This is a genomic window from Roseobacter cerasinus (genome assembly GCF_009811755.1).
Taxonomy (GTDB): domain Bacteria; phylum Pseudomonadota; class Alphaproteobacteria; order Rhodobacterales; family Rhodobacteraceae; genus Roseobacter; species Roseobacter cerasinus.
In genome coordinates this window covers 720,829-735,542 of sequence record NZ_BLIV01000002.1, presented here as the reverse complement: position 1 = coordinate 735,542, position 14,714 = coordinate 720,829, and the positions used below count along the sequence as shown (strand labels likewise).

Genomic DNA, 14,714 nt, shown 5'->3' with positions numbered 1-14,714 from the left:
TGTGAATGGCTGGCTGAACGCTCGGTCATCTGCAGACGCAAACCGGCGTTGGTCGCGCAGGCCAGCAGTACGTCTTCCCGATTGACAAGCTCCTGATAGAGGAGCGCACCTGACGGGAAGCTTATGTCAGTTGATGATGATGGTTCAGTTCTCGAACAACCGGAAGACTCGACAAAGACACGCAAGCCGGACAGCCTACCCGGTCAGCATGGTGCGAGGCTATTCACGTCTTTGGCAGCGGTAGCATGGGGGCGCTCACCCGCCAAACGGCATCGGTGTGATGATCTATCACACGCCAGAATTCCTGGGTGTGCCGTGGGAAACAATCATTAGTGATTATTCCCAAAAACACAGCGACTGCAATCACGCAACAGTCCGAGATTGCGCAGATCATTTTGTGTCGCTTTTGCACGAGTTTATTCCGACTCATGTGACCGCTGAGGAAGCGCTTCTTGATTTCATAACCTTAAAGCGTCATGCGAAAAACCTGAATCACATAGCGCTGCCTGAAATCATAGATTTCAACGCGTTACGTGATATGCGACGTCTCAGGTATTTCGTCAGACGCTCTAAACCTCGACGAATTATTGGATGAGTGCCTGTTGGCGGTCGGGGGCGACGTCATCCCGACCAACGAAATGGATCAAGCCCTCAAGGAAGTTGAAGCGTATCTGGACAATTGCCCGGTACTCGCGCCTGAAGAAGAGCAGTCGGACATCGACTTTCTCTGGCAATGTCGGCGAAGCATTTACAAAGCTGAAATACGGTCTATTCACAGGTTGACAAAAATACGTTGAATCGCGATGCCCGTCGCCGCCTTTGGCGAATATGTACTCTTCTGGTCAATCGCGATTACTTTTCAATGTCTCACACTGGTTTGGTCTTTGCTGGCTTCGGATCAGAGGAGCTATTACCGGCAGCGCTTTGCTTTAATATCCAGTGCATTATGCCAGGCAAGCTGAAAGTGAAGCTGGAAATAGACCGCAGCGTCACGCATTCCAACAAGGCGGTCATTATTCCGCTCGCCCAGAGAGATATGGTGCATTGGTTTCTTCAAGGTGTGGATCAGCACTATGAGCGTTATGCGATTGGTGCGCTCCAGCAACTGTCACGCGAAATTGCGTTTTTTACGGTGGACCAACTTGCTGAACCAGAAAAGGCAGAGGCAATTCAAGAAAAGTTGGCGAAGATACTTGAAAAGAAGTTTGTTCACATCGGCGGAATGCTGTCGGACTATAAGCGCCTAAATTTCCTTGAACCGGTGATGGAGGCCGCCAAGAGTCTGCCGAAATTGGAGCTGCCCTCTCTTGCGGATGCATTTGTTCGCCTCACGTCGCTGCGTCGCCGCATGTCCACTGATATCGAAACTGTTGGAGAGCCTATTGACGTTGCAGTGGTTTCGAAAATTGACAGATTTGTCTGGGTGCGAAAGAGAGGCTATGACGATTTCAACTAGATATGATGCACTTGCACTGATCGGGTGTTCTTTTTTGCAATTCTATATTTAGTCAACCATAGATAGCGAGGATGTGCCGATTAAGCTGATCGTCTTTTTCGAGTCGGGCGGGCTTGATTCAGTGGGGCAGCCCGACGCGCGTCACCAGCCAGGTCTTCGGCCAAGGAGCGGAGCATGGGCTGACCGATGACCTACGAAGTTGAAGAATGACCCGATCTTCGGTGAACATGACGAAGACGCTTTTTCTTTTCCCATCGTCAGGTTCTATGCTGTTATGTCATCTGACATGGACATCACTCGCAAGTCATTCGCCGACGGCACGCACCGCGTCATAGCTCCGGCTCAGACACTTCAGACTGTCGAACCACGCCTCTCGGCCATGGGCATTACGAGAGTGGCGAACGTGACCGGGCTTGATCGGATCGGCATCCCCGTCTTTAACGCCTATCGACCAAACTCACGCTCTCTATCCGTGTCGCAAGGAAAGGGTTTGAGCCTTGCAGCGGCCAAGGCGTCTGCAATCATGGAGGCGGTAGAAGGCTTTCATGCAGAAGAGATTGATCTGCCCCTGTTCGAAGGTCGTTTTGATGATGTGAGCATGCGCGGGCGTGTGATCGATATCAAACGACTGCCGTTTCTGGATGGCACGGCATTTCACCCCGACCGGCCGATCTTCTGGGCAGAGGGGCGCGACCTTCTCTCGGGCGATCGCGTTTGGCTGCCGTCGGAGTTGGTACATACGGACTACACATTGCCGCGGCGGCCTCACGCCGGATGCTTTGTCGCAAGTACAAACGGTTTGGCGTCTGGCAATCATCGGCTGGAAGCCGTTGTGCATGGCATGTGCGAGGTGATCGAGCGAGATGCGAACACGCTGTGGCATATCTTGCCGTTTGGCGCAAAGACCGAAACCAGACTTGATTTGGACAGCATATCCGACGAGGTTTGCCGGTCATTGCTTGAGATTTTGCAAAAGGCAGGCATGTCGGTCGCGATTTGGGACATGACGGGGGACGTCGGCGTTGCGACGTTTCACTGTCTGATTGCGGATATGCAGGTTGAGAACGGGCACTCGGGCAGTGGGGCCGGCACGCACCCCAGCAGCAGAGTCGCGCTCCTCCGGGCGGTGACCGAAGCCGTGCAGGTGCGGACCAACTACATCACCGGGGCGCGCGATGATTTGCGGCATGATGAATATTCGTCCAAGGGCATCGCCGAAAAGAACCGGTATGCGCAGCGCTTGATGGCAGCGCAATCGCCAAAGCTGATCCCGTTTGAAGCTGTACCTTCGCGTGTGCTTGACACGTTGGAAGAGGATTTGGACTGGGTGCTGGCGCGTCTTAGGGCGGTGGGTGTCGCTGAGGTCATAGATGTGGATCTGACCAAGCCAGCATTTGGCATTCCAGTGCACCGAATTGTCATTCCGGGTTTGGAAGGCCCGCATGATCACGATGACTATTGCCCCGGAGAACGTGCGCACCGCGTGTTGGAGCAGGCTGCCCGATGATCTATGTTTTCACAGGCCCGACACTCCACGCGGACGACGTCAGGACTGCATTGAGTGAGGTTGAGGTTCGCCCCCCGGCGCGCGCAGGCGACGTTTATCTGGCCTGCCAGGAGGGGGCTACCGGCATCGGCCTCATCGATGGATACTTCAGCGGTGTTCCGTCGGTGTGGCACAAGGAAATCCTGTTTGCGATCACGCGGGACATCCCAGTCTTTGGCGCATCAAGTATGGGCGCGTTGCGGGCTGCTGAACTGCACAGCTTCGGGATGATAGGGGTCGGCGCGATTTTTGAGGCGTTCCGCGAGGGAACGCTCGAAGATGACGATGAGGTTGCGCTGCAGCATGGTCCAGCGGATCTGGGGTATGTGGCGCTCTCAGTCCCGATGGTGAACATACGTGCATCACTCAGGCGGTCCGTGTCGGCGGGTGTACTCAGCGCTGGTGATGCAGACTGTCTGATAGACGTCTCCAAGAAAATGCACTTTCCGGAGCGGTCGTGGAAGAGCCTTATTCAGCAAACCAGGGAAAAGCATCCGAGGTTGCGCCTAGAAGAGTTGGAAAACTGGCTGCCAACCGGGGCCGTTGACCAAAAACGCCTTGATGCCCTCGAGATGGTATCTGAGATGGCACGATTCTATCGAGAGGCCCGCGTTACCCCTGCACAAAACTTCGAATTCCAACACACTGCAATGTGGGAGACACTGACACGCTCGGTCGAGAAGACAGGCCCAAACAGAGAAATGTTGTTGGTGATTGATCAGGCGCGCGTGGACCCGACATTTTACGCCGACCTGCGCTGTCGAGCGGCTAGTCGTTTGATGTCCGAACAAGTCTTTGAAATCCCGCAGGCGGATTTGAACCGGGCTATGACCAGATTTCGCGCGGAAAACAGACTTTACACCGGAGAGGTTCTGGAAAGCTGGCTGGCGGCCAATGATCTGGATTTGCCTGCGCTTGAGGAACAGATTGCAGCGGAGCTGCGTCTAACGGCGGCCATCGCCGCCCATCGTGATGCTTTCCACCTGGCCATGATCGAAACGCTGAAAGCTGACGGAGGTTACGACAAGCTGTTGGCCGAGGCAAAACGGATGGGGATGGCCCTTGATCGCCTTGGCACCCCTTACCCAACAGCGAGCGATCTGGATATCAACCCCGCCATGCTTTTGATCTGGTATTTTGAGCAGGTCCGCAATCAAGCGGTGCCCGACGATCTCGATGCTTTCATCGGGCAAAATGACTTTGCGGACCGCACTGAGTTCGAACAAATGATGGCCCGGACCTATGTTCTTTGGCAAGATGAGGCATCGCGGGGCGATGATTATGATGCGCCGACGCAACCGCTGATAATGGAAAGGTAGACCGCGTGCGATACGTTGAAACTGAACATTCCGGTGGCACGCGTTTTCGACTGTTTCCGCAGCTGCCTTCATTGGATCAGCAACAGGAGCCTGAAACGGTTTGGGTCTCTTCACCCGCCGGGTCGCTGTTGCCCGGTCCTGCAGATCACCGAATGTATGTCATTGATCCGGTGGGTAAGGAACGCGCCTATGGCTACTACCCGACACCCAGCGGCGCGACGTTTCACTACCGTCCACCCTGGAATGGACCGGTTCTGCCCGAAGCTCACCCGGACCCGGAGGGGCATTTTGACCATCTGGAGATTGGAACCTATGCGTTTGAGCAAGCCCACGCATTTGGCGCAATCCGTTTTACGATGGATATCTGGGAGCATTATTTCGAGCGGCAGTTGGAGTGGCACTTTCAAGACCACTACGACCGCCTTGAGATCCTGTTTCTGCGGGGATTGGACAATGCCTTCGCTGGGTTCGGCTCCATCGAGATTGGCTCTTACACTCTCAAGACCGGAGAGCTGGTCGAGTTCGGCCTCAGCTTTGATATCCTGTCGCATGAATTGGGACATCTCATCATTTACAACGAGATCGGTCTTCCCGGCAAAGTCGAGGTGCACGGGGAGTACTTCGGATTTCACGAATCCGCCGCTGACATGGTGGCGCTGATTTCCCTGCTGCACTTCGACAGCGCAGTGGTCGGCCTGCTGGACTCGACAAGCGGAAACCTTTATTCTTTCAACAGGTTAAGCCGTTTTGGTGAGGTGTCGAACAGCAGCCAGCTAAGATCCGCCTCCAACGACCGAACCCTTTATGAGTTTGCCGATGGCTGGGCCTATGAGCACGATTTGTCACAAGTTCTGACTGGGGCGCTCTTTGACATCTGGATCGATATTTTCCACGAAAATCTTCTGCGCGGTCACCTGATCTCCGAAGAACTGGAAGATTTGTCCGACCGTCTGGAAGGTGATCCGGATTATCACAAGGTCATTCAGCCGCTCTTTGATCAGGCATATGCCCGCAATCCCGGAGGTTTTGCAGATGCCTTGGTCGGGTCACGTGACTACATGGGGTTTGCCATGGCGAGTATCTGGGAGCGTCTCTCAATTGAAACACTGGACTTTGCGGATGTCTATGAGACCTTCTTGGAGGTCGATCATGCGATGTCAGGTGGGCAGTATCACCGCATTATCTCCCTGAATATGGAGCGCCGCGGCATTGGTGTCATCAGCGCAGGTCCGCGCCTTGCCCCGCCTGATGAGTCCAGTCACGCCTTTTCCAGTCGCACAGATGTTCCAGACGACCTTCCGCATCGCTGCGGAGGTCGTTTACCCTTTAGAATGTTGCATGAAATTTCGCAGATACGGTAGCGTCGCTTCAAAGAAGTTACTGACATCCAGCAGCCCCATATGCCATAAGCGCACTGAGATGCGGCATAGAATTGGCTGCAGGTGCTTTAGGAGGGAAAAGACGTGGGTGATAGATTAATCAATTTTTCGACAATTTTGCTGTTTGGCAGAGAATTGGATGACTTTGTATACAAGGCGGTCCCGGCGCCACAAACGCCTGCTGGCGGAGCCGATGATCCGGCCTCAGGAGAGACGAAAACACCCGTCCAAGAAGACAGGAACGGCTTTTTGGATGCGCAACTGGCAGGCGGCAACGCGCGGTTTGCCAGGATCTTCGGGTTCAGCTTCGAAGGTCACTATTATGACCTGGCACGGCCTCAGATCTTTCTTGTTCACGGCGCTGGCGCGCCGGCGGAAGACGCCAAGGCGGTTGCGACGCGCGGGCGGGGTAGCGTCGATCAGGCTGGGCTTGCACAACGCAATATCCTCTTTGCCGATGACGTCCGGGCCTGGGCCTATGAAAAGTCCGACTTTTCCATCCGTTTGGACCCCGAGATTGGCCCCCTGGATCAAATCCTGCTTGACGCCGAACTCAGCCAAGGCGGTGCTGGTCACAGCGGCGGCAAAGCCTATAGCGGGGGTAAGGCCTATAGCGGTGGCAAAGCTTATAGCGGCGGTAAAGCCTACAGCGGTGGCAAGGCATTTGGTGGCAGCGACTAAACGCTGCCCCAGCCCGGGCTGACATCGCTACGAGGCCTGTTCGTTTTGATATCGCATGTGGATTTTTGTATCGTCTTCAGATATCTGGCGAAAGCCAAGCCTGTGATACAAAGTGTGGGCAGGGTTGCCGTGGACGAATGATAAGCAGACATCTTTGTCTTGCTCCGCGGCCTCTGAGATGATGGATTTGACCAAAGCTGCGCCAATGCCCTGACCGCGCACCTCCTGGAGGAGGTAAAGCTGATCAATGCACATGTCAGTGTCAGTCTGGGAAACCTGAAACCAGCCCACGTCCCGGCCGTCCAACATGACCAGTTTGATCTCGTCCCGGACGAAATAGCTGCGAAACGCGGCTTCCATTTCATCCGCGTTCCATGCGTCCAACGCCATCAGCAAGGGTTTCATCGAGTCCATGTAAAGGCGTCGGGCAAAGCTGAAATCACCGTCCTGAGCGGGCCGCAGTGCGAAGTCCGGAGGCGCAACATCTGATACAGATGCCGGGTTGCTCGACCTGCTCACTCCAGACCTGCTTTCTTCAACCCTTCGATCAATCGATCCCGCGGCCCGGGATTGCGGTCAGGAGGCACATTTTCCCAATGTGTCAGCGTGAATTCCGGATGGGTCTTGAGGATCTGCGCTGCATGACGTTTGGCCACATCCATACGCCCAAGCAGGGCGTTGCTGGCCGTCAACATGCGATACGCATCGGTCTTGTCCCGCATCTGGGTCAGTGTTCGTATCGCTTCTTCGTAGTCACTCATATCAAAATAGGCTTCGCCGAGATGCCATAGGTACCAATCCGGATAGAAGGGATTGAGCTGCATGGCGCGCTTGATCAACTCCACTGCACGCTCCGGCTCGCCGTAGACACCTGCGGAATGACCCATTTCGGCCAGAATATCAGCATCGTTCGGGTTGAATTGAATGGCGCGTTCGTAGGCGGCCAATGATTCATCATGACGGCGTTTGTACAGGCACGCGTTGCCAAGCGCTGCATGCCCGCGTGCATCATCGGGGTCCAGGCGCAAGGCCATCTCGGCGTTTGAGATGGCGTCGTCAAGGGCACCGTCGGGGTGATCGACCCAGTTGAACCTCCAGGCGTCATTCGACGTCCGCGAGATGCTGGTGTAGGAGGCCGCATAGTCAGGATCAATGGCAGAGGCTTGCTCGAAGAGCCGCCGTGCATGCAGGTTCAGCTCTCGCCGGGGCTGCGCGTATACATCGCGGCCACGCAAGATAAGGCCGTAAGCCTGTAGGTCTGACGGCGCTTTCCGCTGCTGTCGTTGCCGCTCGGCCTTGTCGATTTTTACCGACAAGCAGGATGCAATGATTGCGGTTATTTCATCTTGGAATGTGAAAATATCTTCGATGTTGCCACTGAAGGTCTCTCCCCAGACTGAACGACCTGATTCCGCCTCAAGAAGCTGAATCTGAACACGCAGCTGATTGTTTGAGCGTTGAAAGCCCCCTGTCGCCAGATATCTGACGCCCAGTAGTCTGCCGATATCACTGATCGGCATGTGCCGGCCGGCAAACAGGTTCGATGACTGCTGCGCGATCACATGCAACGCCTTGAACCGCGTCAGGTTCGAAATGATATCGCCGGTTACCCCGTTACAAAGATGCGCATTTTGGGGCTGACCGGACAGGTTTTCAAGCGGCAGCACAGCAACCGAGTTGTCCGGCAGATCCTGTAGCGTCGTCACGCGCTCAATGATCGTCGGCGCTTCGGCTGGTGCGCGTATGGAAAGTGCCTTGGGTTCAATCTCAAAGACTTCGATCTGGTCGTCAATGTTTTTCAGAACAGGCGTGCCCAGTGACTTCAGGGGCAGTTGAAGTTGGTCCCGTGCGACGCGGGAGACAACTTCCGACACGCAGATACCGCCTGGTTTTGCCAGCCCCTGAAGCCGCGCTGCCACGTTGATCGCATGGCCGTGCATGCCGAAATGCCCTTCTCGCACTTCACCCATATTGATGCCGATACGAAAAGAGAGTGGATCAGACCCGGAGTTCCAAACAGCATCGTTCAGAAACTCTTGCTGCATCGCCACCGCAAACTGCACGCTGTTTGACACACTGTCGAACAGGGCCAACACGCCGTCTCCGGCGATGTTTTTTATTGTTCCCCCGTAGTCGATTGCCAATTGTCGGATCAGGTCGATTGCACGGGATACTCGAATCGAGGTCTCTTCCTCGTCGCGGCTCATAAGTCTTGAGAAACCATAGATATCCGCGACAAGGACTGTCGTAAGACCGTAATGTGTGACTTGAGAAGGCTCCATCCAACACCCACACCCACACCCACTTTGGCGCCAGAAATGGCGAGGCGTGGGCCGACCACGTGTTGATAACCCACTTCCTATGGCAGTTACTACAGCAAACTCGTTTCCGGTGCCTTTGATTTTTTTGTCTAGTGGTGCACCTCAACTTAGGCAGATGCGCGGTGATTATGCCTCATCTGGCTTAACCAGGTGAGGCGCAACTGGCCCGCATTACGTGCAGCGGAGCGATCGGGAGATCCTGACATAACTGTGCGCTGCACGGGTCGCTTTCGTGGTTTGGAGGTCTCAAGTTCAGGGTTGCCCACTGGTATCGACCGAGAGGCGCGGCATGGCGATGAAATCCGGCCAAAGTGCGGGGGTTGTGCTGGAGATCCGGATCAGGAGAGGCATCGGGTGCGTTTGCAACAAGGCTGAAGGCGATGCAGGGGATGTCACAGGCAGATCAAACATTGGCGCCGCGATCTGACGCGTGCCTATTTCACGGCAAAAAATAGAACATATTTAAGAGCCTGTAAGATCACTGCGGCTCGATACAGACGATTGTGAACGGGTCGCGCCCCATCGTTCAGGAGTATGGTTTTTCGAGGTCCAAACGCCGCGCGCCAAAGGTGCCGGGGTCTGGACGACACTGCAGGCGGACGGCACATATGGTTGGCCTGACATCCATACCTGTAAAAATCATAGTAAATCTCGTGTAACATACTTGCTACTGCGGGATCTCTTACAGAAAGGTCGGGCAGGACATTGCGTAAAAGCAGCAGGCGCGCCTTCGTTTTTGCGTGTTTTTATAGCTGAGCCTTCGATGTCAGATGCGCTGTTCGGAAGATGTGTTGCGGTATTGTGATGGGTGGCGGCTTGTCACGCCGGGATCAGCAGGCACTATACCGCGAGATCACGAAAGGCCGCGACTGCTATGATACGGACACACAGACACTCCCGCCGGCGGGTTCTCGGCGGGTTGCTGGCGAGCACGGCTCTCGGGCCAAACCTGCTTGTCGCCCAGACGCAGACACCCTCCGAGACCCCCTTTTCCTTCGATGGGTTGAAGCGTGAGATGAAGGCGCGCGCCGCTGTGCCGCATGCCCCGCCTGCGCCACTCGATACGGCTCTGAGCGCACTGAGTTATGACGACTACCGCAACATCTACTTCCGCCCTGATGCGGCCCTCTGGGCGCAGACGGACACCCGGTTTCGCCTGGAGGCCTTCCACCCAGGCTGGCTGTTTCAGGAGCCCGTCGGGATTTACGAGATCGTGCAGGGCATGGCCCGCCCCCTGACGTTCCGCACCGGAGATTTCGAGTATCGCAATCAGGTCGGAGAGAAGCTGCCCGACCAGACCTCGCTGCCCGGGGTGGCGGGCGTCAAGATCAACACACCGTTCAACGCACCCGGTAAATATGACGAGTTGATTACCTTTCTGGGGGTGAGCTATTTCCGGGCGTTGGGATCGGGCAACAGCTATGGGCTGTCCGCCCGTGGGCTGGCACTGAACACATGGCAAAGCGGCCCGGAGGAGTTCCCGCGCTTCTCTGCCTTCTGGGTCCAGCGCCCGGCCACCGGGGACAGCACAATCGAGGTTTACGCCGCCCTGGAAAGCGCCTCTGTCACCGGGGCGTATCACTTTGTGATCACACCTGGCGCCGATACGGTCATCGAAGTGGAGGCCGCGCTCTATTTCCGGACGTCGGTCGCGCATCTGGGCCTCACGCCGCTGACCTCGATGTTCTACTTCGCAGAGCATTCCGAGCGCCGCTTTGATGACTTCCGCCCGCAGGTTCATGACAGTGATCTGCTGCGCATGGTGCACAGCTCTGGTGATGTTCTGGTGCGGCCGCTCAACAACCCGCCGCGGGTGTCGAATTCCTTTTTCGCGGATGAGGGGATCATGGAGTTCGGCCTCATCCAACGGGACAGGAGCTACGAGGCCTATCAGGATGCCGGCGCGCAGTATCACAACCGCCCGTCGGTGATGATCGACCGCTTGGGCGACTGGGGTGCGGGCAAAATCCGCCTGGTCGAGATCCCGGCGGATCTGGAGATTGACGACAACATCGTTCTGCTCTGGACACCCGACGTCGCCCCGCAAGCGGGCGAGAACCGCACCTATCGCTACCGGATGCATTGGGGTGCGCTGCCAGCGGAGGACAGCGGTGCCTTGGCTTACGTGCAAAGTACGCGGACCGGAGTGGGCGGGGCCTCGGGCGTGCCGGTAGAGAACCGCAATCTGCGCAAATTCGTCATTGATTTTGAAGGCGGTGTCTTAGGCGGTCTCGACCCGGAGGCGGCTGTCTTTCCGGTGGTGACAGCCTCGGCCGGTGAGATCTCCAACGCGGTGTTGCACAAGATCGACGACGCCGATCACCGCTGGCGGCTGTTCTTTGACGTCGATGGCCAGGAGGCGGATCTGATCGAGCTGATGGCCCATGTCGCGGATGAGGACCGCAAGCTCTCAGAGGTCTGGCTCTTCCAGTGGATGCGTAGCAATATAAAAAAATGAGCCAAAATAGGCAGGTGCTGCTCAAAAACCCGGACAGCATATAGAGGTGTTCGCGTGAACCGCTCACAGCAGTGACCGCAGCCGGGCCTCCCAGTCATTGGAGGACCCACCCGCCTTGCCCATGGCCTGTTTGCCGAAATAGAGATGCAGCATCAGATCTGCGGTGTCCGAGGGGCTGCGTTCACCGCGCCCTTCGCCACAACGGGTCAGCACGCCAAGTATCGCAGCGCGCAAACGACCGGCCATCGCATTGGCTTTCTCCGCGGCGCGTCGATTTTCGGACCCCAACTCAACCATGGCGTTGCAGATGAAGCAGCCCCGCGCCTCCTTGCCGTTTGGCTGAAACAGGGGCAGCAGGCAGGCTGTCGCATCGTCTGCATTGCATTGGTTCAGCATGTCTACCGTCTTGCTGACCACACAAGCGTCGTAGAAATCCAGCGCCTGAAGATAGGTTGCCTCCTTGTCACCAAAGGCCTGATAGAAGCTGCCCCGCGTCAGCCCCATGGCCTGCAACAGATCCGGCAGATTGGTGGCGCGATATCCCTGTTGCCAGAAGATATCCATCGCACCTTGCAGGGCTGTCTCATATTCAAATTCGCGGGGCCGTGCCATGTCTGAACCTCACACAAAAGAACGGTCGTCTCAACACAGCACGGCACGTCGGCCTCACGCTATGCTCACGTTTACTTGTTTTGTACTGAATGGTTCTAAACTGTATCTGTCCAGGTGTTCCCCCCAGCCGGAACACAGATCCACACATATGGCGCAGAGCCCGCGCCGCTCAGAAAAGGAAATCCGATGACATTTTTCAAATCTGCCGGCCTCGCCGCAGCCTTGACCTTCGCTGTTGCAACCTCCGCACTGGCGGCAGGTCCGGAGCTGAACGCATCTTCCACGGGCCTGGCCATGCAGGGCTATGACCCGGTCGCCTACTTCACTCTGGGTGAGGCCACCAAAGGCAGCTACAAGATCACAGTTGCGCACAACGACGCCACATATTGGTTCGCAAATGAAGAGCACAAAGCGGCCTTCGAAGAAAACCCTGAGTCCTTCCTGCCGGAATACGGTGGCTACTGTGCCTTTGGGGCCGCCATGGGTTTCAAGTTTGACGGGGACCCGCAGCATTGGAAAATCGTTGATGGAGAGCTGTTCCTGAACCTGTCCCAAGACATTCAGGAGCGCTGGTCCAAGGACATCCCCGGCTTCATCCAGCAAGCTGATGCGAACTGGGAAAACATCGAGGGCGCGGAACCGGCCTCGCTGCAACAATAAAGTAGTTGTTTCGCGGGGCCGCCAACCTCGTTGCCCCGCGAGATACCCCAAAGCCTGTTGCGGCTCATCGGCTTGGGCTGGTCGGTGCCAGACGTCAGCATTCTGTACCGCCGCCAGAAGAGCTTGAACGTGAGTCTGCCTTTTCGCGGCGGCAGCGCCGATGGCTGTTTGCGCCTATGCCTGTTTAGACATCATTGGGCAGCATGGGTAAATCTGTAGACCCCGGATCAACGCCGGCAGCCGTCAGCATGGCATGAACCTGCCCCCGGTGGTGTGTTGCGTGATTGAACATGTGGACGAGATTGAAGCCGAACTCTGTGACGACAGGCGTGTTGCCTCTCATCCATCTTACGGGCCGTGAGACGTCAGCAGCGGTCAGGCGATCGCACCACGTTCCGGTTTCCTCGTCTAGTGCCCGTCGCTGGCGCTTGTAATCAGACCACTCACGCGGCGCGTTTGTATAGGGTTGGCGTGCGCCGATCTCGCTGGCAGTCGCGCTGTCGCCCCGCTGGCGCGCAAGCCAAACGCGATGGTCCCAGAGGATATGGTTCAGCGTTCCAGCAATGGATCCAAAGAACGCGCCCCTGTCCTTCCACCCATCTTGTTGGGTCATCCTATCGGCCGCCGCCACAAGCGACTGGTTCTGCCACCTGTCATATCGCGACATTGTCCGTGCGTATTCGATATCAATCATAACAGCTTGCTCCCACGTGCAAATCTTACTGCTCTTTGGACTGGAAATGGACGGCATGCGACTGTCGCTTTCGACAAATTCTCTCACCCACAATCACGATTGAAAACCCCGCTTTAGCAAACACTTACAGAGCTGCAGTTGGTCATGCACTTGATTGCGATGGACGTCTTTGCTTTGACGCCCTGCAATCGGGCATTTTCTCAATGACGGCGACCCGCCCGGCTTTTGCACCGGTCCGTCTTCTATTTGCCGCCGAGACGGTTGCTACTGGCCCCATCTATGTCCGCCTAGTGCTCAATTTACCCGCAAGCAATGGGGCGCGCGTGGCCCGGAGCGCTTTGTCATCGTGACAGAATGAGGCAGACGTGCGCTCTCGCCGCTGCTACGTGGTGTTGCCCTTGGATAGCTCGACATAGAAGATCTGGCGCCTCTTTTCCGCTGAGCTGGTCTCGATCGACTCGAGCAGGGCTTTCGCGGCAACCTGGCCCAGCTTGAGGCGCTCGACATGCACGGTGGTCAGGCGGGTGCGGATGGCATGCATCAGTGACGTTCCGTTGAAACCGGCCACCGCGACCTGATCGGGCACCGCATAGGCGGCCTCATATAGCCAAGAGAGACCGCCGGTCGCCATCGCATCATTCAGGAAGTAAATCGCATCTGTTTCGGCATGGGCCTGCATCAGTTCTGCGACCAGCGTCCGACCCGTCTGCGGCTGTCGGGGCAGATCCTGTTCGATCATTTCAACAAGGCTCAGGCCCGCCTCCTTGATGGTCTGCCGGAACGTGTCCAGACGCCGCGCGGCGCAGATGTCCTTGCGCAGCTCGGCACCGATGTAAGCGGGTCGTCTGACGCCTCGGTCGATGAAATGCTGCGCCACCAGACGGCCCGCCTTGGCATGGTTGGGTGCGATGCAGCCATCATAGTGTTCGTCTTCTTCGTCCCAGATCTGAATGATCGGGCATTCCCAGTTCTGCAGCGTCTGGTTGGCCTTGGCCGTCCGATGGATGCCGCCGGTCAGGATGATGCCCGCAGGCTGCATCGACAGCACGGTCTGAAGGATCTTTTCTTCGGTCTCAGGATTGAGGTGCGACTCGCCAATGAACGTGACATAGCCCTCGGGGCGGAGCACGTCGTTGATGCCCGCGACGACCTCGCCGAAAACCGCGTCGTTGATCGAGGGCAGCACGACAGCAACGATGTTGCTGGATCTTGAGCTCAATGACCCGGCAAAGAGGTTGGGAACGTATCCCAGATCGCTGGCCGCCAGTTTGACCCGGTTTCGCGTGTCGGCGGAAATGCTGCCTGTGCCGCGCAAAACCTTTGACGCCGTCATCTGACTGACACCCGCACGGACCGCGACATCGGCCAAAGTTACTCTCTTTTTGGGTCTCACAGGCTCATTCATGCGCGCACCGTAATCACAATTCGGATCACCGACAACAGAACGGCCCGTCGGACCGGTCAGAGTTGACTTAACGTTAGGTTATCGATAACTCTTTTTCCATGGGAGAGGGCCGGATAGATCAAACTGAGGCGTGTGTCGCCTCGATGCGCTGGCCCTGATCATCGCAAGACCGCTGCTTGGCGC

12 protein-coding genes and 1 pseudogene are annotated in these 14,714 nt (G+C 56.6%); 8 read left to right on the top strand and 5 right to left on the bottom strand.

Going from position 1 to position 14,714, the window contains the following annotated elements; all coding sequences use genetic code 11:
- Nucleotides 1–793: 793 nt before the first annotated feature.
- From So717_RS07445 to So717_RS07425, 5 genes are all read left to right on the top strand, one after another.
- Nucleotides 794–1,456, top strand: coding sequence for a hypothetical protein (locus tag So717_RS07445; RefSeq protein WP_159975568.1), 663 nt, complete (start codon nt 794–796; stop codon nt 1,454–1,456).
- 274 nt (nt 1,457–1,730) lie between these two features.
- Nucleotides 1,731–2,963 carry a YcaO-like family protein gene (locus So717_RS07440; protein WP_238840721.1) on the top strand — a complete coding sequence of 411 codons (1,233 nt, stop codon included), beginning with the start codon at nt 1,731–1,733 and terminating at the stop codon, nt 2,961–2,963.
- Entirely contained in the window at nt 2,960–4,321 is a 1,362-nt protein-coding gene (locus tag So717_RS07435) for a TfuA-like protein (RefSeq protein ID WP_159975567.1), read from the top strand. The genes So717_RS07440 and So717_RS07435 overlap by 4 nt, the downstream gene beginning before the upstream one ends.
- 152 nt (nt 4,322–4,473) lie before the next feature.
- Nucleotides 4,474–5,682: a gluzincin family metallopeptidase gene (locus So717_RS07430; protein ID WP_202981897.1), complete on the top strand. Its 1,209-nt coding sequence runs from the start codon at nt 4,474–4,476 to the stop codon at nt 5,680–5,682.
- Between the two features lie 267 nt (nt 5,683–5,949).
- Complete coding sequence (locus So717_RS07425; RefSeq protein WP_159975566.1) at nt 5,950–6,381, top strand: hypothetical protein; 432 nt, start codon at nt 5,950–5,952, stop codon at nt 6,379–6,381.
- 27 nt (nt 6,382–6,408) lie between these two features.
- On the opposite strand, the gene So717_RS07420 is transcribed toward So717_RS07425, so the two are convergent.
- Together So717_RS07420 and So717_RS07415 are read right to left on the bottom strand one after the other, a co-directional pair.
- Complete coding sequence (locus So717_RS07420; protein WP_159975565.1) at nt 6,409–6,786, bottom strand: GNAT family N-acetyltransferase; 378 nt, start codon at nt 6,784–6,786, stop codon at nt 6,409–6,411.
- A gap of 110 nt (nt 6,787–6,896) precedes the next feature.
- Nucleotides 6,897–8,663 (bottom strand): adenylate/guanylate cyclase domain-containing protein, encoded by a 1,767-nt coding sequence (locus So717_RS07415; protein WP_159975564.1) that lies wholly within the window; start codon nt 8,661–8,663, stop codon nt 6,897–6,899.
- 913 nt (nt 8,664–9,576) lie between these two features.
- Between So717_RS07415 and So717_RS07410 the strand changes: the two genes are divergently transcribed.
- On the top strand, nt 9,577–11,160 hold the full coding sequence (locus So717_RS07410; RefSeq protein WP_159975563.1) for an OpgD/OpgG family glucan biosynthesis protein: 1,584 nt from the start codon (nt 9,577–9,579) through the stop codon (nt 11,158–11,160).
- Between the two features lie 63 nt (nt 11,161–11,223).
- Here So717_RS07410 and So717_RS07405 read toward each other — a convergent pair whose 3' ends face one another.
- On the bottom strand, nt 11,224–11,772 hold the full coding sequence (locus So717_RS07405) for a TetR/AcrR family transcriptional regulator (RefSeq protein ID WP_159975562.1): 549 nt from the start codon (nt 11,770–11,772) through the stop codon (nt 11,224–11,226).
- A gap of 186 nt (nt 11,773–11,958) precedes the next feature.
- Here So717_RS07405 and So717_RS07400 point away from each other — a divergent pair, with 186 nt between their 5' ends.
- Both So717_RS07400 and So717_RS07395 read left to right on the top strand, forming a co-directional pair.
- The gene (locus So717_RS07400) at nt 11,959–12,432 is read left to right on the top strand and encodes a YHS domain-containing (seleno)protein (protein WP_159975561.1); all 474 of its coding nucleotides are present in this window, start codon (nt 11,959–11,961) and stop codon (nt 12,430–12,432) included.
- Nucleotides 12,433–12,480: 48 nt separating this feature from the next.
- Nucleotides 12,481–12,588: pseudogene (locus So717_RS07395) on the top strand (transposase); the annotation flags it as partial.
- Between the two features lie 28 nt (nt 12,589–12,616).
- Here the strand turns inward: So717_RS07395 and So717_RS07390 are convergent.
- On the bottom strand, nt 12,617–13,126 hold the full coding sequence (locus So717_RS07390; RefSeq protein WP_159975560.1) for a DinB family protein: 510 nt from the start codon (nt 13,124–13,126) through the stop codon (nt 12,617–12,619).
- 382 nt (nt 13,127–13,508) lie between these two features.
- The gene (locus So717_RS07385; RefSeq protein WP_159975559.1) at nt 13,509–14,531 is read right to left on the bottom strand and encodes a LacI family DNA-binding transcriptional regulator; all 1,023 of its coding nucleotides are present in this window, start codon (nt 14,529–14,531) and stop codon (nt 13,509–13,511) included.
- Between the last annotated feature and the right edge of the window lie 183 nt (nt 14,532–14,714).

What these genes read in the sequence shown, in the direction of transcription:
- So717_RS07440 (WP_238840721.1), top strand. Translation starts at nt 1,731, where the DNA reads ATGTCATCTGACATGGACATCACTCGCAAGTCATTCGCCGACGGCACG.
- So717_RS07435 (WP_159975567.1), top strand. Translation starts at nt 2,960, where the DNA reads ATGATCTATGTTTTCACAGGCCCGACACTCCACGCGGACGACGTCAGG.
- So717_RS07430 (WP_202981897.1), top strand. Translation starts at nt 4,474, where the DNA reads ATGTATGTCATTGATCCGGTGGGTAAGGAACGCGCCTATGGCTACTAC.
- So717_RS07420 (WP_159975565.1), bottom strand. Translation starts at nt 6,786, where the DNA reads ATGAAACCCTTGCTGATGGCGTTGGACGCATGGAACGCGGATGAAATG.
- So717_RS07415 (WP_159975564.1), bottom strand. Translation starts at nt 8,663, where the DNA reads ATGGAGCCTTCTCAAGTCACACATTACGGTCTTACGACAGTCCTTGTC.
- So717_RS07410 (WP_159975563.1), top strand. Translation starts at nt 9,577, where the DNA reads ATGATACGGACACACAGACACTCCCGCCGGCGGGTTCTCGGCGGGTTG.
- So717_RS07405 (WP_159975562.1), bottom strand. Translation starts at nt 11,772, where the DNA reads ATGGCACGGCCCCGCGAATTTGAATATGAGACAGCCCTGCAAGGTGCG.
- So717_RS07400 (WP_159975561.1), top strand. Translation starts at nt 11,959, where the DNA reads ATGACATTTTTCAAATCTGCCGGCCTCGCCGCAGCCTTGACCTTCGCT.
- So717_RS07390 (WP_159975560.1), bottom strand. Translation starts at nt 13,126, where the DNA reads ATGATTGATATCGAATACGCACGGACAATGTCGCGATATGACAGGTGG.
- So717_RS07385 (WP_159975559.1), bottom strand. Translation starts at nt 14,531, where the DNA reads ATGAATGAGCCTGTGAGACCCAAAAAGAGAGTAACTTTGGCCGATGTC.